At 49.5% G+C, this 21,027-nt stretch carries 15 protein-coding genes and 2 tRNA genes; all 17 read left to right on the plus strand.

What is annotated here, in order from left to right:
• On the plus strand, positions 1–551 hold a 551-nt coding region (gene rlmE / locus KDK18_RS10040; RefSeq protein ID WP_257254765.1), incomplete at its 5' end, for a 23S rRNA (uridine(2552)-2'-O)-methyltransferase RlmE.
• A gap of 325 nt (positions 552–876) precedes the next feature.
• Positions 877–2,844 carry an ATP-dependent zinc metalloprotease FtsH gene (gene ftsH / locus KDK18_RS10045; protein ID WP_257254766.1) on the plus strand — a complete coding sequence of 656 codons (1,968 nt, stop codon included), beginning with the start codon at positions 877–879 and terminating at the stop codon, positions 2,842–2,844.
• Between the two features lie 422 nt (positions 2,845–3,266).
• Entirely contained in the window at positions 3,267–6,311 is a 3,045-nt protein-coding gene (locus tag KDK18_RS10050) for a CHY zinc finger protein (protein ID WP_257254767.1), read from the plus strand.
• A gap of 426 nt (positions 6,312–6,737) precedes the next feature.
• Positions 6,738–7,580, plus strand: a complete 843-nt coding sequence (gene folP / locus KDK18_RS10055) for a dihydropteroate synthase (RefSeq protein WP_257254768.1) — start codon at positions 6,738–6,740, stop codon at positions 7,578–7,580.
• Between the two features lie 311 nt (positions 7,581–7,891).
• Positions 7,892–9,229, plus strand: coding sequence for a phosphoglucosamine mutase (gene glmM, locus KDK18_RS10060; protein WP_257254769.1), 1,338 nt, complete (start codon positions 7,892–7,894; stop codon positions 9,227–9,229).
• Positions 9,230–9,517: 288 nt separating this feature from the next.
• Positions 9,518–10,435, plus strand: a complete 918-nt coding sequence (locus tag KDK18_RS10065; protein ID WP_257254770.1) for a TAXI family TRAP transporter solute-binding subunit — start codon at positions 9,518–9,520, stop codon at positions 10,433–10,435.
• A gap of 16 nt (positions 10,436–10,451) precedes the next feature.
• On the plus strand, positions 10,452–12,305 hold the full coding sequence (locus tag KDK18_RS10070) for a TRAP transporter fused permease subunit (protein WP_257254771.1): 1,854 nt from the start codon (positions 10,452–10,454) through the stop codon (positions 12,303–12,305).
• 275 nt (positions 12,306–12,580) lie between these two features.
• Positions 12,581–13,327, plus strand: coding sequence for a triose-phosphate isomerase (gene tpiA, locus KDK18_RS10075; protein ID WP_257254772.1), 747 nt, complete (start codon positions 12,581–12,583; stop codon positions 13,325–13,327).
• A 2-nt stretch (positions 13,328–13,329) separates the two neighbouring features.
• The gene (gene secG, locus KDK18_RS10080) at positions 13,330–13,749 is read left to right on the plus strand and encodes a preprotein translocase subunit SecG (RefSeq protein ID WP_257254773.1); all 420 of its coding nucleotides are present in this window, start codon (positions 13,330–13,332) and stop codon (positions 13,747–13,749) included.
• Between the two features lie 35 nt (positions 13,750–13,784).
• Positions 13,785–13,871, plus strand: a tRNA-Leu gene (locus tag KDK18_RS10085).
• A gap of 128 nt (positions 13,872–13,999) precedes the next feature.
• A tRNA-Met gene (locus KDK18_RS10090) sits at positions 14,000–14,076 on the plus strand.
• Positions 14,077–14,295: 219 nt separating this feature from the next.
• Positions 14,296–14,763 (plus strand): ribosome maturation factor RimP, encoded by a 468-nt coding sequence (rimP, locus tag KDK18_RS10095; protein WP_257254779.1) that lies wholly within the window; start codon positions 14,296–14,298, stop codon positions 14,761–14,763.
• A gap of 172 nt (positions 14,764–14,935) precedes the next feature.
• Positions 14,936–16,429, plus strand: coding sequence for a transcription termination factor NusA (gene nusA / locus KDK18_RS10100; RefSeq protein ID WP_257254774.1), 1,494 nt, complete (start codon positions 14,936–14,938; stop codon positions 16,427–16,429).
• A 26-nt stretch (positions 16,430–16,455) separates the two neighbouring features.
• Positions 16,456–19,032: a translation initiation factor IF-2 gene (infB, locus tag KDK18_RS10105; RefSeq protein ID WP_257254775.1), complete on the plus strand. Its 2,577-nt coding sequence runs from the start codon at positions 16,456–16,458 to the stop codon at positions 19,030–19,032.
• Between the two features lie 99 nt (positions 19,033–19,131).
• Positions 19,132–19,536 (plus strand): 30S ribosome-binding factor RbfA, encoded by a 405-nt coding sequence (gene rbfA / locus KDK18_RS10110; protein WP_257254776.1) that lies wholly within the window; start codon positions 19,132–19,134, stop codon positions 19,534–19,536.
• A 3-nt stretch (positions 19,537–19,539) separates the two neighbouring features.
• Complete coding sequence (gene truB / locus KDK18_RS10115) at positions 19,540–20,484, plus strand: tRNA pseudouridine(55) synthase TruB (RefSeq protein WP_257254777.1); 945 nt, start codon at positions 19,540–19,542, stop codon at positions 20,482–20,484.
• Positions 20,485–20,656: 172 nt separating this feature from the next.
• Positions 20,657–20,926 carry a 30S ribosomal protein S15 gene (rpsO, locus tag KDK18_RS10120; RefSeq protein WP_257254778.1) on the plus strand — a complete coding sequence of 90 codons (270 nt, stop codon included), beginning with the start codon at positions 20,657–20,659 and terminating at the stop codon, positions 20,924–20,926.
• Positions 20,927–21,027: the final 101 nt, after the last annotated feature.

The raw sequence follows: 21,027 nt of genomic DNA on the forward strand, positions 1-21,027 counted from the left end.
AAGAAGACGGCTACCGTTCCCGGGCCAGCTACAAGCTGATCGAGATTCAGGAGAAGGACAAGCTGATCAAGCCGGGGATGAAAGTGGTTGATCTGGGTGCGGCCCCGGGCGGCTGGTCCCAGGTAGCTATCGAGATGGTAGGTGATAACGGTCGTGTGGTGGCTTCAGACATTCTTCCCATGAACCCCATTGCCGGGGTTGACTTTGTTCAGGGCGACTTTACCGAGGACGCTGTACTGGAAAAAATCCTTGAAACTATCGGCAGTGACAAAGTAGACCTTGTAATTTCAGATATGGCCCCCAATATGAGTGGTACGCTGGCCGTTGATCAGCCCAGAGCTATGTATCTGGCTGAGCTGGCTCTGGATCTGGCCAGGCAGGTGCTGAAGAAAAACGGCTCTTTCCTGACCAAAGCATTTCAGGGGGAAGGGTATCAGGAGTATCACAAGGACATGAAAACCTCATTCCAGAAAGTGATTACCCGCAAACCAGGCTCTTCAAGGGCAAGGTCCAGAGAGGTGTTTTTGTTGGCCAGAAATTTTGTATCCTGAGAACATTTACTTAACCGGGATGTTGGAGTGTTCTGATTGTTCAAGGGGGGATGGTTAAGCGCTATCGAATCTTGACAGAAACCTGACAACCCGTCAGGTAAACCAGAAAAACCTTGTCGCAGCGCAGTTTAAAGCAGACCTGCCGGTATTATAGATTTTTTCTATCTGCCCAATAGCCAGCTGATGACTGTCCCCCTCTCTGCCATTCGTGTATGGTAGGAGGTGCGAATTAACCATACGAGAGAGCAGAGCCGGTAATTATGCCCTTTAAAACCGTTCGCCACAGGCTTCAGTACGCTCAAGTGAGGGTAGCCCTTTGAATGATATGGCAAAAAACTTGATTTTATGGGTCATCATTGCCCTGGTGCTGTTGACCGTATTCAAAAACTTCGATGGAATGCAGTCCTCTACCCAGAAGCTCAGTTATTCTGACTTCATCAGTGCGGTAGAAAATCGTCAAGTCAGCAAAGTAGTGATTGACGGATTTACTATTACCGGACTCATGAACAGCAGTGAGCGTTTTGAGACCAACCTGCCCCCGGCAGTGCCCGATAATCAGTTGATGGACGAGCTGCTGCGCGGCAACGTTCAAATCGAATCCAAGCCTATTGAAAAGCAAAGCATCTGGACACAGTTGCTGGTTGCCAGTTTCCCGATTCTGGTGATTCTTGCTGTCTTCATGTTCTTTATGCGACAGATGCAGGGTGGCGGCGGTGGCCGTGGTGGCCCGATGAGCTTTGGCAAGAGTAAAGCCAGGCTGCTGTCGGAAGATCAGATCAAGACCACTTTTGCTGATGTGGCAGGTGTTGAAGAAGCCAAGGAAGACGTACAGGAGCTGGTAGATTTTCTGAAAGATCCGGGCAAGTTCCAGCGTCTGGGTGGCCGCATTCCTCGTGGCGTGCTGATGGTAGGTCCTCCTGGCACAGGTAAAACCCTGCTGGCCAAGGCTATTGCCGGTGAAGCCAAGGTGCCTTTCTTCACCATTTCTGGCTCCGACTTTGTTGAAATGTTTGTGGGTGTGGGTGCTTCCCGTGTCAGAGACATGTTCGAACAAGCTAAAAAGCAGGCACCATGCATTATCTTCATTGACGAGATTGATGCAGTGGGTCGTCACCGTGGTGCTGGCATGGGCGGTGGTCATGATGAGCGTGAACAAACACTTAACCAGCTGCTGGTAGAGATGGATGGTTTTGAAGCAAACGACGGTATCATCGTAATTGCTGCAACCAACCGTCCAGATGTACTGGATCCGGCGCTTCTGCGTCCCGGCCGTTTTGACCGTCAGGTTGTGGTGGGTCTGCCAGACATCCGAGGACGTGAACAGATTCTGAAAGTACACATGCGCAAGGTACCTATTGGGGATGACGTTGAGCCTGCAGTGATTGCTCGTGGTACTCCGGGTTTCTCCGGTGCCGATCTTTCTAATCTGGTGAACGAAGCGGCATTGTTTTCTGCCCGCGCCAACAAGCGCACGGTGGGTATGCACGAGTTCGATCTTGCTAAAGATAAAATCATGATGGGTGCTGAGCGCAAGTCCATGGTGATGAGCGAGAAAGAAAAACGTAATACGGCCTATCATGAAGCTGGTCACGCTATTGTTGGCCGTCTGGTGCCTGACCACGATCCGGTATACAAGGTCAGTATTATTCCTCGTGGTCGTGCATTGGGTGTCACCATGTTCCTGCCTGAGGAAGATCGTTATAGCCAGAGTAAAGAAGCTCTGATGAGTCAGATCTGTTCACTCTTTGGTGGTCGCATCGCTGAAGAAATGACGCTGGGTAAAGCGGGCGTCACCACCGGTGCATCCAACGATATTCAGCGTGCAACCCAGATTGCCAGAAATATGGTGACCAAATGGGGGCTGTCCGAGAAGCTGGGACCTCTTCAGTATGATGATGAAGAAGGCGAGGTATTCCTGGGCAAGAACTACGGCAGTGGCGGCGGACGCATGAATGTGTCTGGCGAAACCGCCAAGATGATCGACGAAGAAGTGCGTAGCATCATTGATGAGTGCTATAACACTGCTGAGCGACTTCTCAAGGAAAACCGCGATAAGCTGGACCTGATGTCAGATGCGTTGATGCAGTATGAAACCATTGATACTGATCAGATTGATGACATTATGTCAGGCAAGAAGCCTCGTCCACCTAAGGAGTCTTCTGGTTCCTCATCTAACGGTGACGGTGATGCAGGTATCAAGGCGGAAGAGGCTCCTGAAGCATCTGAGCCAAAAGTTGCCGACAGCGATGATGATAAGAAAGGACCTATCGGTGGGCCTGCTGGCGAACACTGATCCCTTCTGACAAAACAAAAAAGGCAGGATTGTTATCCTGCCTTTTTTGTATGATTTGTCCCGTCCTGAAATAAGTTGACAATGTGGAGACTTATTATGGACATCCCACCAGCCATGATTGCCGATCAGTTTTGCCGGTGAAGAGGTTGATAATGCGGTTGGCTGTGTGGCGCAGAATAATTAGCTTATATAGCGATGCATAAATTCTTGGCTATTCTCTCTTTGTACTACGAATAATGATATTGGCCAATGGCGTTCCTTTATTTTTCCAGAACAGAAAGTCAGCACAGGCTGCTGACGTTTTCTATCAAACAAAGAGGGCGAAGTTGGTATTATTGACTAAGTTATGAGAGAAATTGGTGCATTATTACCACTCATTCATAGCCTTAATAGCGTTTGTTTTTTCACAAGCCACGGTGGTTATGCAGTTGTGCTATTCCTCAACCATCATTGAACGGCATAATCCTCACGGGCACAGGGTTCGGATTGAGGTTAATGATGGTGAAGATCTGCAGGATGTGAGTCAGTGGCAATTAAGTTTGCTGCTTCCGGAAGGTTTCAATGACCGAAACAGCATCCTTTGCTTTAAGGCTCCCGTGGCGCCGACAGACTCGAACAGTATCGCAATATTAGTTACGAACGACCAGAACAACCATTGCTATCAGCTAGCGATAACGACGGAGGAACAGATACCCGCCTCCCAATATGCCTCACAGCGTGTTTCTGAAAACGGCACGCTTGTTCGCTTAAAATCTACGACGGCAGACAGACCAGAGCTTATTTCTGTAACCATAGATCCACTCCTGAATGGCAAACCCTGTGCTACCTCACTGACCCTTTTGGCCTACTCCAACAACATTAGGAGTGGGATGGAAACCGGTCAAGCCCGAAATAACAGATTGATAGGAGGCAAACTCGCTGGTATTGCCGATTTTCCCAGCGGCGGGAACGAGGTAGGCTCTATCCGCTCCCACCCCCCGCTCTTGAGTGGTGGCATGTCATCGGGATCATTCGAAACAGACCTGATTATCCTCAAATCTCTCATCACATGGCTGAGGTCCACAGGTAAGGATTCTACTTCATTTGAGGAACAGTTATCCCCGGCACGTATGAAAATTACACGCGTTAATGCTGATGGCTCTTCCAGCGAAGCTGCTATCCCCGTTGGCTGCCTTGACTTCCTCGATATTCGACAACTGACCGATGTTGATTTCTGGAATACTCTCTTCCAGCGTGCTGTCACTTCTTGTCCAGCCAGTGAAAGCCTTCAGTGGCAGCTTGGCTGTTTCAAACTGCTTCTAGAGCGTACCGTCTTCAAGACCAACCATGGCGGTGGTCTGAAGGCAGGTAATGGGGATGGAAAATCCTCTGGTAGCGCACCCAATGCAAAACCAAAGAACGAAAATAACGACCATCAAAAGGAGCAAAGAGGAGAACCTGAAGGCCAGGAGAACCCATCACCTGGAGAAGGCAGTGAAGGCAGTGGGAATGGCAATAACAGAAAAGACGACGATGGAGAGAAGAGTGAAAAAAATGCTACGGCTCAAGACATTAAGGTAATTGCGAGTCGGCTTGTAGCCATCATTGAAAGCGAGGATCGCGATGCAGTTTTTAAACTGAGGCAAATACTGGATGAGCTGAATATGCCTCAGCGTTTGCAAGTTTTGGAAACAAAAAGCACAAACACCAGAGGTGATCCCCTCACTCCTCTTGAGGCGGTACTGGAACTGCAGCGTTCTTCCCGTGAGAATTCATTGCGCAACCGATTTATCGAGCAGCTGATAGAAGCTACAAGCGATAAAAAACAGACTTTGAATGATCTTGGCATTCTGTCTTCACTTCAACCGATCATTTCAGCTGACGAGGCGCAACCCAGAGTTGGCGAAAACAACCTGGTGATTTTGCATAAGATTGTTCAGGACATCATCCTTAAGGTCAATCAGCCTGGCCAGCAGTCGCCAATAGGACAATTTGAAAAATGTTGCTTTGCTGAATATTTTGTTCAATTGTTCCTGCGCTATTCAAATCCGGTTGAACTTATTCGTAATTTGTTAGGGGAAATATCAGATTCAGTCATAAGTCGCGATATTATGGTTTATGCACAATTATTTACATTTTCTACTTCTTTGTCAGGTACCTTTAGACGATTTGATCAGCACCCGTCGTCCCGTGAATTAATACACTTTACAGATAAACTGTGTATGCAGATGCAATCTTGTTCTTTACCACAAGAGACTGTAATCAGTAATAGCGATAACACCTCCAACGAAATAATTGCCGGCAATGCAAATACATTCACCGATCCCGTTCGGCAAGTTGATAGCTACAGAAGTGCCTCTGGCTTTGCTGGAAGTTCCTCTGAATCACCATCTGATAAATACTTACAGCAGGGGGCAAGGCCAAAGAAGCAGCCTAACCTTGCTGATAATGAAGACGGCAGGCCCGACGATCATGGGTCTGAAAATTTGAATCGTGATTTGAATAAGTTAGAACGTATTGTAGGTAAGTATCATAGTCTTATAAAAGACATTGAGCCGAAAAGAAGCGCTAAGGAAAAAGAAAGGAAAAAAAGACAGCATATAGAAAGGCAACAGGCTGAAGAGTTAACTGAAAAGGTTCAAAGGTTAACAATAGAGAATCAAAATCTAACTGCAGATGATCAGAGGTTTTGGGGACGGGTGGCCTGTTTAGAGACTGAAAATCAGCGCTTAAGGGAGCATATCGAAAAGGTGGAGGATGAACTCAGAAAGCAACAAGAATTAGTAGAGTTTATGATCCATCAAGCACTCCAGCAGTTGACAGCGGCTATCTCGGCGATGTCAGATAATGGCCCGGGGCATTTTACTTCTTGCCAGCAGTCGAGTCCTTATAATCTGGGGGCAAACCCATTGGATGAGGAGTTACCGCTGCCTCAGCAAGAAACCCTGCAGCCATTGTGCGAACATTACCATAGGCGCTGCCTTGTGAGATTTAATTGCTGCGGCCTTTATTTCCCCTGCCATAGATGTCATAACGAAAACGATAGATGCCAAACGACAAACTCCAGTGGTGTTGATGCAACACACCTCCTGTGTATTCTCTGTAAATACAAAGGGGAAATTACGGAAGGCTCCCAGATATGCCCGGAATGTAACGAGCGTATGTCGGACTTTTACTGTGCAAAGTGCAAGCTCTTCACCGCAGCAGTGCTAAACCCATTCCACTGTGATAAATGCGGCATTTGTCGAATATACGAAGATAAAACCTATCACTGTGATGTTTGCAATGTCTGCCTGGATAAAAGGTTGAAAGGTGATCATATATGCCGACCCGATTCAGGACACGATGAGTGCTGCATCTGTCTGGAAGACGTCTTTACCGGTTGCCTGATACTCCCCTGCTCCCACAAAGTCCATAAGGAATGTGGCGTGGCAATGATTGAAAACAGGGTAAGAAGCTGCCCGGTGTGCAGGTATCCCCTCAATTGACATCCTCTCGCCCCTGAAGGAGCGAGATTCCCGTTAGTCACCTAACAGGAATCCCCGTCCTTTAGAGGGTGTCAATTACACAAGCTCTGAAGCTTTGACAACAAAAAGCTCTTATCAATTCCCCTGTGTTAAAGCCCGGGCATCCGGGATGTTCAAGGAAAGCCAAATTTATCAGTAAATTTCCGTTATGAATGGGTGATAACTGAATAGGAATCATCTAATCGATTGGGTGAAAGTCCCATACCTGAATCCGTGACTTCACTTCCCGGATATTCCCCTGCAACGCCGACAGCTCAATGGTTTTCGTGTAAAATCATCTGATCTGAATGTTCAAATGAAACTGAGTCTCTGCAATTGGCGTGAAATCAGGCAGTTCCTGAGTCTGGAAGATGTTTGGTGGTATTCGTAGTTTAGGTCTATGAAAAAATGCAAAAGTTGAATTGTGCCGGAAAAACTCTAACCTTTGACCGAACGCTGGTCATGGGAGTATTAAATATTACCCCCGACTCCTTTTATGAAAGCAGTCGTTATCAGAATCTTGATCAGGTGCTGAGTATTGCTGAACTCATGGTTCGGGATGGTGTGGATATTCTCGATGTGGGTGGTGAATCCACAAGACCAGGAGCAAACGGGGCAGTCACCTGTGAGCAGGAGCTTGAAAGGGTAATGCCGGTTCTGGAGGTTTTGAGAAAGAACTTTGATCAGGTCATCTCTGTGGATACCAGCTCGGCCCTGGTTATTTCGGAAACCAGCAAAGCCGGTGCCGGAATGATTAATGATGTGCGTGCCCTGCTCAGGCCGGGAGCTCTGGAGGCGGCAGCTGCCACCGATCTTCCTGTTGTGCTGATGCACTCACTGGTTGAACAGCCCGGGCCGGGTTTTGTGCCTCATTACGATGATGTGACGGGTGTAGTCAATGACTACCTGCTTGAACGTGTCAGGGTCTGCGAAGCAGCAGGTATTGCAAGGGACCGACTGATTCTTGACCCGGGATTCGGGGGCGGTATGTTTGGAAAAACGCCTGCCTATGATCTGCAGTTGCTAAAACATTTGGATCGTGTGCTTGATCTTAACTTTCCGGTTCTGGCTGGTATGTCCAGAAAGTCATTTATTGGTGCTGTGCTGAATAAGCCTGCGGAGCAGAGGTTGAGTGCCAGTCTCGCTGTCGCCACTCTGGCTGCTCAGGCTGGAGCTCAGATCATTCGAGTTCATGATGTCGCTGAAACGGTTGATGCTGTTCGCATGGTGGATGCCGTCAGGAACGCTTAAGGTGGTTTAATCGCCTGCTGTTCTGGGCAGGCATTGGCTGATGCTGTTTTGTTCTTCTCTTTCTTTAATTGCGCATGCTGTAAGTTCGGGTGCGAAGAGTTTTGTCATTTGTAAGACAATCATTGCTATTAAGTCTGTATGACAGTCATGTCATAATTTAAGACATATCTTCAGTATTTTATGTTCTGCCCCGCTATTCAGGTGAGTTAGGACATCTTCTGTTATTACCTGTCACTCCTTTTTGTCTATTCATTTGAGAGTGCTGTCTGGCAGCAGATTCAGGCATCAGGTTATTGAATAAGGGTTGCTTTATGGGTCGCAAATTTTTCGGCACCGATGGTATTCGTGGCAAGGTGGGTGAGTTTCCCATTACCCCGGATTTTGTTCTCAAGCTAGGCTGGGCTGCGGGTAAGGTGCTGGCTGCAGAGGGTGAAGGTAAAGTCGTTATTGGTAAAGATACCCGTATCTCCGGCTATATGTTTGAGTCTGCCCTGGAGGCAGGCCTGTCTGCGGCAGGTATTGATGTGTGTTTGACCGGTCCTATGCCGACACCGGCTATCGCCTATCTGACCCGTACTTTTAATGGTCAGGCCGGAATTGTCATTAGTGCCTCTCATAACCCTTTTTACGACAATGGTATCAAGTTCTTTTCTGGTAATGGCAGCAAGTTGCCGGACGATGTTGAAGCAAAAATCGAAGCTCTGATGGAAGGTGAGATTGAGGTCGTTGACTCCAATGGGTTGGGTAAGGTGACCAGACTGGATGATGCTTCCGGCCGCTATATCGAATATTGTAAAGCCAGTACTGCTTACCCTCTTGACCTGCGTGGTATGAATATTGTGATTGATGCCGGTCATGGCGCTACCTATCAGGTGGGTCCTGCAGTTTTCAGAGAGTTGGGTGCTAATGTCCATGCCATTGGAATTAACCCGAACGGTCTGAATATCAATGAATGTTGTGGTTCTACTCAGCCTGATAAGTTGGCTGAAATCGTCATAGAGCGTGGAGCCGATATGGGTATCGCCTTTGATGGTGATGGTGATCGCGTCATCATGGTGGATGACAATGGTGAGATTGTTGATGGTGATGAGTTACTGTTTGCTATCGCTCTGGATCGTCGTCAACATAATGAGCTGAAGGGCGGCGTGGTTGGGACTCTGATGACTAATCTGGGAATGGAAAAAGCTCTGGAAGCCAGAGGTATTCCCTTTGCCCGGGCCAGGGTCGGTGATCGTTATGTCAATGAGTTGCTGCTGAAACATGATTGGCAGCTTGGTGGTGAATCATCAGGTCATATCATTTGTAAAGATGTATCCACCACCGGTGATGGTATTGTCTCTGCGCTCCAGGTTCTTAAAGCTGTTGTTCGTTCAGGTAAGAAAATGTCTGAGCTGCGTGAAGGAATGAGCAAGTATCCGCAGACCATGATTAATGTTCGGGTTAAAGAGAAAAAAGATACTGACAAAGTGCCGGGTATTGTTTCAGCCATACAGGAGTCTGAAGCTGAGCTGGCAGGTCGTGGTCGAGTGCTCTTGAGGCCTTCCGGTACTGAGCCGTTTATCCGTGTCATGGTAGAGGGTGAGAATGCTGAGGAAGTGCGTGCTCACACTGAAAGACTGGCTAAGGTGGTTGAGCAGGAAATGTCCTGATTCTCGCTTCTATGGACTGGCTGGTTGATTTTCGGTCAGTCCTTCTGCTGTTGTAGATATTCATTATTGAGCCAGATCAGTTTTAGGCGAACTCTTCCTTCTCTGAATGGCTTTCCTTAGGTAGGATACAAAACTAACGTGTCAAATTTTTACAGGTCAGTGTGCCTGGACTTGACAGCCGTTGCTCGACAGAAATAGCCGTGAACAGATAAGCCATTTTTACCGCTCTGTGCGATGAAGATTTATTTGCGGAAAAGAAATATAAAAATATTTTACAGGAAAAATATCATGCGTTTTGTCGCTGCCCTCCTAATGCTGATCCTGCCTGCGCTCTCTCCTGCTCAGAACTACTCCATTGGTACTGGTGGTCAAAGTGGTATTTATTATCCGCTGGGTGGTGCGCTGGCAAAGGTATGGTCTGATAAGGTGGATGGGATCAATGTAAAAGCAGAAGTCACCGCTGCTTCTGTTGAAAATACCATCAAGGTTGTTCGTGGTGATATGCTGGCTGGCATTGCCATGGGGAATGTTGTTTTGGATGCTTACAAAGGTGAGGGCAAGTTTCCCGGTAAGATGCCGGTCAAGGTACTGTTTGCCCTCTATCCAAATCTGGTACATGCCTTGACGCTTCAAAACTCAGGCATTACCCAACTGTCTGAGCTTAAAGGCAAGCGGGTTTCTCTGGGTGCGCCGGGTTCCGGCACCGCTGTGACCTCTGCGGCACTTCTGAAAAGCATGGGTATTGATCCCGCGAAAGATATTCGTGCTGTTTACCTGAATTACTCTGAAACCACCAATGCTCTGGCCAATGGTCAGGTTGATGCTGGCTTCATTGTTGGTGGTCAGGGAGTGGGTGCCGTGACTCAGGTGGCTCTGACTCAAAAGATTCGTATCCTGCCAGTTTCTGAAAAAGAGCGTGAGAAGTTCATTACTGAAAACCCCGCTTACAGCAGCTACACCATTCCGGGTAATGTATACAACGGCGTACGTCAGGTTGATACCCTGAGTATCTGGAACGTATTGGTCGTCCGTGCTGATATGTCTGATGACATGGCCTTCAGCCTGACTAAAGCAGCTTTTGAAAACATGGGTGATGTTCGCAAGGTGGTTAAAGTTGCCGAAGCCATTACCAGAGCCAATGCTAATCGCCTGTCCGGTGTGCCTCTTCATCCGGGTGCTGAAAAATACCTGAATTCCATCAACTGAGTTTTCAGGTGGCTGAATGAATAAAGTCGTGATCAAAACGTCGGGCTGTCTGGTACTTGTCTTTGCAGTGCTTCTGTCCATGTTTCAGATCTGGCAGGGAATGACCTCGACGATTTCTGCCACCTATTTCAGGCCGGTTCATCTTGCTTGGGTCATGGTGCTGATATTTCTTCATTACCCTTTGTTGAAAAATGAAAAGAGTCGTTTTTTTGTGCCAGTAAGGCTGTTTGATTTGATTCTGGCAGTAGCCACTGTGGTGGCAGGTTTTCGAATCATTAACTTTGATTACAACGATATTAACTATCTCTTGTATGGTCTTTCCGATTATGACCTCTATGCTGGTGTCGTCTATGTGGTGCTGATGATGGAGGCCTGTCGTCGGGCTGTAGGCTGGGTAATGGTGTTCATAGCATTATTGTTCCTGGTTTATAGCGGCTTTGGGGATATGCTGCCAGGTGCGCTGGCAACCAAGAGTTACAGCATTCAGGAATGGGTGCAGTTTCAGATCTTCTCAAGTAATGGTGTGTTTGGTTCTGCGCTGGGTATTGCGGCAACCACTGTCTTTATTTTTGTTTTGTTTGGAGCCTTTCTTGAGGTAACGGGCGCAGGCAAGTTCTTTATTGATCTGGCTTTTGCTATTGCCGGTAAATATCGGGGAGGACCAGCCAAGGCTGCTGTCATAGCTTCTGCTGGCCTGGGTTCTATTTCCGGATCTGCCATTGCCAATACGGTGACCACTGGTTCCATCACCATACCGATGATGAAAAAGCTGGGTTATAAGCCTGAACAGGCTGCAGGTATTGAAGCTGCTGCATCGACCGGTGGGCAAATCATGCCACCTATTATGGGGGCCGGTGCTTTTGTCATGGCGCAGTTTACCGGAGTGCCGTATAGCGACATCATGATTGCGTCCATTGCGCCCGCGCTGCTCTACTTCTTCTGTACGCTATTGTACGTCCATATCATGGCTTGCAAGCTGGAATTGCCAACGGTCAATCGAACACAAGCGCTATGGAGTGTCATGAAGCAGGGTGCTCACTTCCTTATTCCTTTGGTTTTGATTACCGCTCTGTTGATGGTCGGGTACTCACCTCTCCTGGTAGGGGTGGCAGGCTGTGCGGCTATTCTGGCGGCGGCGGCATTAAGAAGTCATAGTCGCATAGGTCTCAGAAAAATCATTGAAGGACTTAAGTCGGGTGCGCTTCTGGCATTGCCAATCTCTGCAGCCTGCGCGGCAGCCGGGATCATTGTCGGTGTAGTGGGGCAGACCGGTATTGGGCTGCAGTTTACGCAGTTCGTCACGGCGCTTTCCGGCGGATATATGTTTACCGCACTCATTCTGATCAGCCTTGTCGCGCTGGTGCTTGGGATGGGTTTGCCTGTTACCGCTGCTTATATAGTGCTTGCTGTAATGGCTGTGCCATTATTGGGGGATTTTGGATTGCCTTTGCTGACGTCCCATCTAATTGTTTTCTGGCTGTCACAGACTTCCAATGTAACGCCTCCAATTGCACTGGCTGCTTTTGCCGGAGCGGGTGTCGCAAATGCCAGTCCTGTTAAGTCTTCAGTAGAAGCATTTAAATTGGCGGCGGGCTTGTTCTTGATTCCCATTATGATGGCCTATAGCGGTTTGATTAATACCGAGGGGGATTTTGCCGGGCTGATTATGGCTGTTGCCCAGACTATAGCCATCATCATTGCCATGGCAGTTGCTGTCGAAGGTTATCTGATTCAGGGGTTAAGTTTGCTGGAAAGAGGGTTGGCTTTCATCAGCTTGCCAGTTCTCTTGTTTAATCCTGCTGATTTTGGCTTTTTGGGTATCTTAATCGTACTGTTGCTGCTGTTTATGCAGCGGCGAGGAAAGGCGTGATCAATGGAGCACTCTGAGGCGAGTTAAGAAGTGTGCACCGGGTTCGCTCCCAATCGTAAGGAGTTTTTCAGTACTTTAATATCAAATAACCGTTCTACAAGGCCATTTTCATGACGGCCTTGAATGAACAGAAATGATTGTCTGTTCGCTTGATTGATCGTAGTTTATTGTTTTTATCAGGTAGTAGAAAATTACCAGCAAAAGATGTCAGCGCAGTTGTATAATAATGGCGCCTGGGTTAGTATTCCGACCTCGCGAATGTTGAGGTGAGCGGTATGCGCCAGCCACTAGTTGCCGGTAATTGGAAAATGAACGGATCTCTTGAAGAGAATCGTGAATTGCTGGGTAAGCTTGTTTCCGGTCTGTATACTAATGCTGAAGTGTTGGTTTGTCCTCCTTCGGTATACGCTCAAAATATTTGCGAGCAGTTGGCTGGTAGTGCCATTAAAGTTGGATTGCAGAATGTGTCTGACAAAACTTATGGCGCTTATACCGGCGAGGTTTCGCCTCTGATGGTTAAAGATCTCGGCATTGAATACGTGATCATTGGTCATTCTGAGCGTCGCTCTCTGTTTGGGGAGGGGGATGAGGAAGTTGCTGCGAAATTCTGTGCTCTGACAGATCAGGGTTTAGTACCTATTCTTTGCGTGGGTGAAACTCTGGAAGAGCGAGAGGCTGGCGACACCATGAAGGTGGTGACGGCTCAGGTTGAAGCTGTGCTGCGGACTGCTGGTCCGGAGCGTTTGGCAAATTTTGTGATCGCTTATGAGCCCGTATGGGCTATTGGAACCGGACTGACTGCAACGCCTGAGCAGGCGCAGGAAGTGCATGCCGTGATTCGTGGCTTGCTGGCATTACAGGATCAGGCTATGGCTGACAGAACTCGTATTCTGTATGGTGGTAGCATGAAAGCAGCTAACGCTGCAGACCTGATTGCTTTGCCGGATGTTGACGGCGGTCTTGTGGGGGGAGCCTCATTGGTTGCTGAAGAGTTCCAGGCGATCTGTCGCGCTGCAGGATAGTGATGGAAACCATAGTTCTTATTGTTCATGTTCTTGCTTCTGCTGCCGTAATCGGGCTGATTTTGTTGCAGCAGGGGAAGGGTGCGGAAGCCGGTGCCAGTTTTGGTTCCGGTGCGTCACAGACGGTGTTTGGTAGTCAGGGTACCGGCAACTTTATGAGTCGCACGACAGCGATTCTGGCGACAGTATTTTTTGTGACCAGTTTTGCTCTGGCAATGGTGGCCAGGCAAAAGGCAGACAGTATCAGTGATGCAGGTGTGCCAACTGTAGTTGTAGAAGAGTCCGTTCCGGCCGGTGATGCGCCGATCGCACCAGAAGCAGCTTCAGAAAAGAGTATCGAGAGCGATGCTCCTGTGATAGAATCACAACCCGTCGAGAGTGACGAGCAGAATAAAGAGCTGTCTCTGCCTCCAGTCCAGTAAGGGCTAGCTTTAAGCAGGATGTAGTGGTGGTGTTTGCCCAGGTGGTGGAATTGGTAGACACGCCGTCTTGAGGGGGCGGTGGCCTAGCGGCCGTGCGGGTTCAAGTCCCGCCCTGGGCACCAAATTGCCATTAACTTTTTTGGTAAATGGAAGAAAAGAATTTGGTATATCGTTGTAACGTTTAAATGACGTATCTACAGTTATGGCTTGTGAAGCAAGTTTTTAGCTGGCAGTATACTAATAGGTTTGATGCGGGGTGGAGCAGCCTGGTAGCTCGTCGGGCTCATAACCCGAAGGTCGTCAGTTCGAATCTGGCCCCCGCTACCAAATAATTAAACCCCATTATGGGGTTTTTTGTTAGGTGCGTCAGAGTCTTTTTGGGCTTGAGATGTTGCCCCATTGAGATTCTGGTAGTTTGTTGAATTCATGCTCAATGGTGTGTGTCTTTGGCAAGCTCCTTAGTTGCGTCCAGCTGGAAGACTGGGTGCATAGAAGAGACAGGGCTTTTAAGCCCTTTTTTTGTTTTTGCAGACAGGTGTTTCCATCGTGGCAGGCAAGCAGTCGCAAGTGGAGGCATTGATTGGGCCCGTGGTTGAATCCCTTGGCTACCAGCTTTGGGGGATTGAGTTCAAATCCCAGGGTAAGCAATCCATGCTTCGCATTTATATTGATTCCCTTGATAAGGAAAAGGGAATCCAGCTGGATGACTGTGAAGTCGTCAGTCGCCAGCTGAGTGGGGTTCTCGATGTGGAAGATCCCATTACGGAGGAATATACCCTTGAAGTCTCATCGCCCGGAGTGGACAGGCGGTTGTTTACGCTTGAGCACTACGTGGCTTGGGCGGGAGCTGAGGTCAATGTCCGATTGAGGGTGCCTTTTGAGGGGCGGCGCAGGTACAGAGGCGTTGTAAAAGGGGTAGAAGACCAGGACGTGGTGTTAGTGGTTGATGATCATGAACTGCTTCTTCCCATAGAGAGCATAGACAAGGCTCAGGTGATACCGAGATTCGACTAACTTCAGGCTCATAACTGGTAATAACCAGATAAAAGATTGAGTAAAAGGTTCAGGCCGGGTTGCTAGCCGTTGTCTGCAATAAGAAGTTGATGACAGGCGAGGGTCTTCCCGGTTAACGGCCAGGGAAGTGTTGGCAAAGGCATGGACTGGTTCAGCATAGGCGAGGCAGAGCATGAGTAAAGAAATTCTGTTGGTCGTTGAGTCCGTTTCCAACGAGAAGGGCGTTCCACCCGAAGTGATCTTCGAGGCGATGGAGATCGCTCTGGCAACTGCGACCAAAAAGCGTTACGAAACAGAAGTGGATATCCGGGTAGCGATTGACCGCAGTAGTGGTGAATACGATACCTACCGTCGTTGGAGCGTGGTTGCGGACGAAGATTTCGAGTTTCCGGGCATGCACTTTACCCTGGATGAGGGTAAGGAGAAGGACGAGTCTCTGGAGATCGGTGGTGTCTGGGAAGAGCAGGTTGAGTCTGTCGCATTTGGACGGATTGCAGCCCAGACCGCCAAGCAGGTTATCGTTCAGAAGGTGCGCGAAGCCGAGCGCGCACAAATGGTTGAACAATACAGTGACAAGCTGGGCGATCTGATTAATGGAACCGTAAAGAAAACGACTCGTGACAGTATTATTGTTGACCTTGGCAACAATGCTGAAGCAGTCATGCGCAAGGACAGCATACTGCCTCGTGAGAACTTTCGTATGGGGAGCCATGTGAGGGCTTTGTTGAGTGAAATTTCCACGGAAGGTCGTGGGCCGCAGCTGATGCTGTCCCGAACTGCGCCTGAAATGCTGATTGAATTGTTCCGCATTGAAGTGCCGGAAATTGCTGAGGAGGTTCTGGAGATCAGGGCGGCTGCCCGTGATCCGGGCTCAAGGGCAAAAATTGCCGTCAAGACCAATGATGGACGCATAGATCCGGTAGGTGCCTGCGTAGGTATGCGCGGTGCTCGTGTACAGGCGGTATCCGGCGAGTTGGGTAATGAGCGTATCGACATTGTTCTGTTCGACGAAAACCCTGTCCAGTATGTGATCAATGCCATGCAGCCTGCAGAGGTTGCTTCCATCATCGTTGACGAAGACTCCGGAACTATGGATATCGCAGTCAGCGAAGATAATCTGGCTCAGGCCATTGGTCGTAGTGGTCAGAATGTTCGACTGGCCAGTGAGCTGACTGGCTGGAAATTGAACGTTATGACAGAAGCTGAAGCCGCTGCCAAGCAGGAAAAGGAAGCGGACAAGTTTAAACAGAGTTTCATTGATCTGCTCGATATCGATGAAGAACTGGCTCAGCTGCTGGTCGACGAAGGGTTCACTACGGTTGAAGAGATTGCCTATGTTCCTCTGGAAGAGATGGTGGCAATTGAAGGCATGGATGAAGAAATCGTGGAGGAGCTTCGCACTCGTGCGAAAGACAAGCTGTTGACTCAGGCTATCGCTCGAGAAGAAAAGTTAGATGGCGCACAGCCGGCTGAAGACCTTTTGGCTATGGATGGTATGGATGAGGAGCTGGCGCTGGAGCTGGCCAGTCTGGGTGTCATTACTATGGAAGATCTGGCGGAGCAGTCCATTGACGACCTTCTCGAAATTGAAGGTATGGACGAAACGCGTGCGGGTGAATTGATTATGACGGCGCGTGCTCCCTGGTTCGAGGAAGCTGGTAACTGAGCGGGCCACTGAGAGGAGAAGTGTTAATGGCAGAAGTAACCGTAGAACAACTCGCGAAGGTGGTCGGCGCTCCGGTCGAAAGGTTGCTGCAGCAGATGCAGGATGCGGGCCTGAAGCAAACCAAGGCTTCAGAAGCTGTGTCGGATGCAGAAAAGAAGCAGTTGCTGGCTCATCTGAAAAGCATTCACGGTGATCACACGGGTACGGCTGAACCTACCAAGATCACCCTTAAGCGCAAAACTGTCAGTCAGATGAAAGTATCTGGCGGTGGTGGCGCTGGTAAGAAAAAAGTTGTAAACGTAGAAGTTCGCAAGAAGCGCACCTACGTCAAGAACGAAAAAGCGGAAGAGCAGAAACCCGAAGAAAAGCGGGCTCGTGGTGACTCACGTCGTGATGGTGACCGTCCTCAGCGTCGCGATGGAGATCGTTCCCAGCAGCGTCGTGACGGCGATCGTCCCCCGCGTCGTGAAGGCGATCGTCCCCAGCAGCGTCGCGATGGTGATCGTCCGCCACGTCGTGAAGGAGACCGTCCGGCTCGTCATGGTGATCGTCCACCACGTCGTGATGGTGATCGTCCGGTTCGTCGTGATGGCCCGTCTGCTCCAAGCTTTGATCCAGCCGCTGCGCCAATGCCGACTCCGGAAGGTGATAAGCGCGGCCGTAACCGCAAAGGCAAAGATCGCCGTGATGAGCCCCGTGAAGAACGCGGTCGTCGTGGTGAGAAGCGTGGCGGACGCAACGCAGGTCGTAAAGATGATCGTCGTGGCGGCCGTAAGGCAGCCCGCACAATTACGCCTGAATCCATGGCAGCTCACGGCTTCACCAAGCCAACCGCTCCGGTAATACGCGAAGTCTCTATTCCTGAGACCATCACTGTTGCTGAGCTGGCGCAAAAAATGGCTGTCAAGGCTGCTGACGTCATCAAGGCGATGTTCAAAATGGGTTCCATGGTGACCATCAATCAGGTGATTGACCAGGATACTGCATCCATCGTAGTTGAAGAGATGGGTCACACCTTCAAACTGGTCAAGGCTGACAGCATTGAAGACTCTCTGACTGAAGATCAGGAAGATGGCGTAACCGATTTTGAGGAGAAACCTCGTGCGCCGGTTGTGACAGTAATGGGTCACGTTGACCACGGTAAGACCTCTTTGCTGGACTACATCCGCAAGAGTCGTGTGCAAGCAGGCGAGGCCGGTGGTATCACCCAGCACATTGGTGCTTACCACGTAGATACCCCGCGCGGTATGGTTTCTTTCCTGGATACTCCCGGGCACGCGGCCTTTACCGCCATGCGTGCTCGTGGTGCCAAGGCAACAGATATCGTCATTCTGGTGGTTGCGGCTGATGATGGTGTTATGCCTCAGACCGAAGAAGCGGTTCAGCACGCCAAGGCTGCTGGTGTTCCAGTCGTTGTTGCTGTGAATAAGATCGACAAGGAAGCTGCAGATCCTGATCGTGTGAAAAACGAACTGGCTGCAAGAGAAGTGATTCCTGAGGAGTGGGGTGGTGATACTCAGTTTATTCATGTGTCAGCTCTGACCGGGCAGGGAATTGATGAGCTCCTGGAAGCATTACTTCTTCAGGCTGAAGTTCTTGAGCTGTCTGCCGCAGACAAAGGTCCAGCTAAAGGCGTGGTGGTTGAATCCCGTCTGGATAAAGGTCGTGGCCCTGTCGCAACAGTTCTGGTTCAGTCCGGCAACCTGCAGCAGGGTGACAACATCTTGGTAGGTCAGCAATACGGCCGTGTTCGTGCGATGCTGGACGAAGACGGTAAGGCGATCAAAGATGCAGGCCCTTCCATTCCGGTTGAAATTCTGGGTCTGGACGGTACTCCTGATGCTGGTGATGAGCTGATTGTGGTTAAGGATGAGCGCAAGGCTCGTGAAATCGCACTGTTCCGTCAGGGTAAATACCGTGAAGTCAAACTGGCTCGTCAGCAGGCTTCCAAACTGGAAAATATCTTCTCCAGCATGGGCTCTGAAGAGAAGAAGACCCTTAATATCGTTCTGAAGGCAGATGTCCGGGGCTCTCTGGAGGCTCTGACTACTTCTCTGGAAGAGCAGGGTAACGACGAAGTTCAAGTTAAGGTTATTTCTGGTGGCGTAGGTGGTATCACTGAAACCGATGCTAACCTGGCTATGGCTTCCAATGCCGTTATCGTTGGTTTTAACGTTCGTGCTGATGCTTCTGCCCGTAAGGTGATTGAGGCAGAAGAACTGGATCTGCGCTACTACAGTGTCATCTATGACATCATTGACGATGTTAAGAAGGCTCTGGGCGGTATGCTGGGATCCGATACCCGTGAGCAGATTGTGGGCACTGCAGAAGTACGTGACGTTTTCCGTTCACCGAAGTTCGGGGCGGTGGCTGGCTGTATGGTTGTTGAAGGTATTGTTTACCGAAACGACCGTATTCGTGTACTGCGTGACAACGTGGTGATCTTTGAAGGCGAGTTGGAATCCTTGCGTCGCTTCAAGGATGACGTACAGGAAGTTCGCGAAGGTATGGAGTGTGGTATTGCGGTCAAGTCGTACAACGACGTGAAGCCAGGCGATAAGATCGAAGTTTACAAGACTGTTGAAGTCAAGCGTACTCTTTAATCAGGTTCGGCCGATCTGCTCATACTCGGTCGGTTGCCAAAGAAAGAAGCCCGCAGCAAAGACTGCGGGCTTTCTCATATCAGCAGGTTTTAATCCCCAATGGCTAAAGAATACAGTCGAACTCAGCGGGTAGCGGACCAGATTCAGAAAGAATTGGCCCAGCTGATCCAGCTGGAGATGAAAGACCCTCGTTTAGGTATGGTAACCGTCAGCGCGGTAGAAGTGTCCCGCGATCTGGCCTTTGCCGATGTTTTTGTTTCTTTTCTGGGCATAGACGACCAAGAGGGCGTCAGCAACCAGAAAAGTGTTGATGAGAACCTGGAGGTTATGCAGAGTGCTGCCGGTTTCCTCCGCAGCGAGCTGGCCCGTTCCATCAAGTTGCGTATCATTCCCCAGTTGCGTTTTCATTATGACAACAGTCTGAGGCGTGGTGCGTATATGAGTGAGTTGATTGCAAAAGCTCGTTCTGGTGACAGTGATCATCAGGGTGAGTCTGAGGAGTAATTGATGTCTAAACGCAGACGTAGCCGTGGCCGCAGGGTGGACGGTATTGTTGTTGTGAATAAGCCTAAGGGTGTCAGTTCCAATGACGTTCTGCAACGTGTCAAGCGGCTTTATGGTGCAGCCAAAGCTGGCCATACCGGGAGTCTTGATCCTCTGGCTACCGGAGTTTTGCCGGTCTGTCTGGGCGAGGCGACAAAATTTTCACAGTATCTGCTGGAATCGGATAAGTCCTACAGAACTGAAGTCAAGCTGGGTATCCAGACGGAGACCGGTGACCGTGAAGGCGAGATAGTCGAGCAGCGTCCGGTGAATGTTACCCGTTCTGAAGTTGAAGCTATCCTTGATCGCTTCCGTGGTGAGGTTGATCAGATTCCCAGTATGTATTCAGCGCTGAAGCACAATGGTGAACCGCTTTACAAGCTGGCTCGTCAAGGTATTGTTGTTGAGCGTCCGTCACGACGCATCACCATCTATCGTCTTGAGCTGCTGGACTTTGAAGGTGACAGGCTGATCCTTGAAGTGGATTGCTCCAAGGGCACTTATGTTCGTACTCTGGCTGAAGATATTGGTGCAGCTCTGGGGTGTCTCGGGCATGTTGCCGAGCTGCATAGAATGAAGGCAGGCCCATATACTGAACACCAGTCCTACACTTTGGCAGAGCTCGAAGATATTCGCGACGGCGGTGGTCACAAGGCTCTGGATGAACTGCTGCTGCCATTGGATACTTCTGTGAGTGACTGGCCTCAGATTCGTCTGGGGGCAACCAGCAGCTATTACATCAGTCAGGGGCAACCGGTTCAGGTGCCTCAGGCGCCTACCAGTGGTAATGTCCGTATCTATGGTCAGGAAGAGGTTGAGGGCCAGGAAGTGCTTCGATTCCTGGGTATTGGAGAGATTGACGAAGACGGTCGTGTTGCACCCAAGAGACTGATCAGTTCCGGAAACTAAGACAGATTATCTTTCTGCAGTATGGTGGCTTTAACGGACTGGCTTCCGGCTGGAGGTTGATGTTAGAATTCGTCACCTGATTGGCAGCAGGTGCTGCCAAGGCTTAATGGTTGGCTGTAAATATGCACGGTCATACCTGCTTGTTGATGCATATTAAACGGAGTGTAAAGCAATGGCTTTGACTGCTAAAAAGAAAGCAGAAATTATCAAGGAATTCGGTCGTAGTGAAGGCGACAGCGGTAGCCCTGAAGTTCAGGTTGCTCTGCTGACTGCAAACATCGAAGGTTTGCAGGGTCACTTCAAGGCAAACCACAAGGATCACCACTCTCGTCGTGGGCTGATCCGCATGGTAAACCAGCGTCGTAATATGCTGAACTACCTGAAGGGCAAAGACGTTGAGCGTTACCGTTCCCTGATCGAGCGTCTGGGTCTGCGTCGCTAACAGCTATAGCGTTATTGATCCGGAAGGCTGACCGGGAAGAGACTGTCCTACGCGGCAACTGCTCCTGCGTTGCTCTAGCTCCTGCATCCATGCAGTCGTGC

The sequence above is a fragment of the Endozoicomonas sp. SESOKO3 genome (assembly GCF_024606255.1).

What these genes read in the sequence shown, in the direction of transcription:
- ftsH (WP_257254766.1), top strand. Translation starts at nt 877, where the DNA reads ATGGCAAAAAACTTGATTTTATGGGTCATCATTGCCCTGGTGCTGTTG.
- KDK18_RS10050 (WP_257254767.1), top strand. Translation starts at nt 3,267, where the DNA reads ATGCAGTTGTGCTATTCCTCAACCATCATTGAACGGCATAATCCTCAC.
- folP (WP_257254768.1), top strand. Translation starts at nt 6,738, where the DNA reads ATGCAAAAGTTGAATTGTGCCGGAAAAACTCTAACCTTTGACCGAACG.
- glmM (WP_257254769.1), top strand. Translation starts at nt 7,892, where the DNA reads ATGGGTCGCAAATTTTTCGGCACCGATGGTATTCGTGGCAAGGTGGGT.
- KDK18_RS10065 (WP_257254770.1), top strand. Translation starts at nt 9,518, where the DNA reads ATGCGTTTTGTCGCTGCCCTCCTAATGCTGATCCTGCCTGCGCTCTCT.
- KDK18_RS10070 (WP_257254771.1), top strand. Translation starts at nt 10,452, where the DNA reads ATGAATAAAGTCGTGATCAAAACGTCGGGCTGTCTGGTACTTGTCTTT.
- tpiA (WP_257254772.1), top strand. Translation starts at nt 12,581, where the DNA reads ATGCGCCAGCCACTAGTTGCCGGTAATTGGAAAATGAACGGATCTCTT.
- secG (WP_257254773.1), top strand. Translation starts at nt 13,330, where the DNA reads ATGGAAACCATAGTTCTTATTGTTCATGTTCTTGCTTCTGCTGCCGTA.
- nusA (WP_257254774.1), top strand. Translation starts at nt 14,936, where the DNA reads ATGAGTAAAGAAATTCTGTTGGTCGTTGAGTCCGTTTCCAACGAGAAG.
- infB (WP_257254775.1), top strand. Translation starts at nt 16,456, where the DNA reads ATGGCAGAAGTAACCGTAGAACAACTCGCGAAGGTGGTCGGCGCTCCG.
- rbfA (WP_257254776.1), top strand. Translation starts at nt 19,132, where the DNA reads ATGGCTAAAGAATACAGTCGAACTCAGCGGGTAGCGGACCAGATTCAG.
- truB (WP_257254777.1), top strand. Translation starts at nt 19,540, where the DNA reads ATGTCTAAACGCAGACGTAGCCGTGGCCGCAGGGTGGACGGTATTGTT.
- rpsO (WP_257254778.1), top strand. Translation starts at nt 20,657, where the DNA reads ATGGCTTTGACTGCTAAAAAGAAAGCAGAAATTATCAAGGAATTCGGT.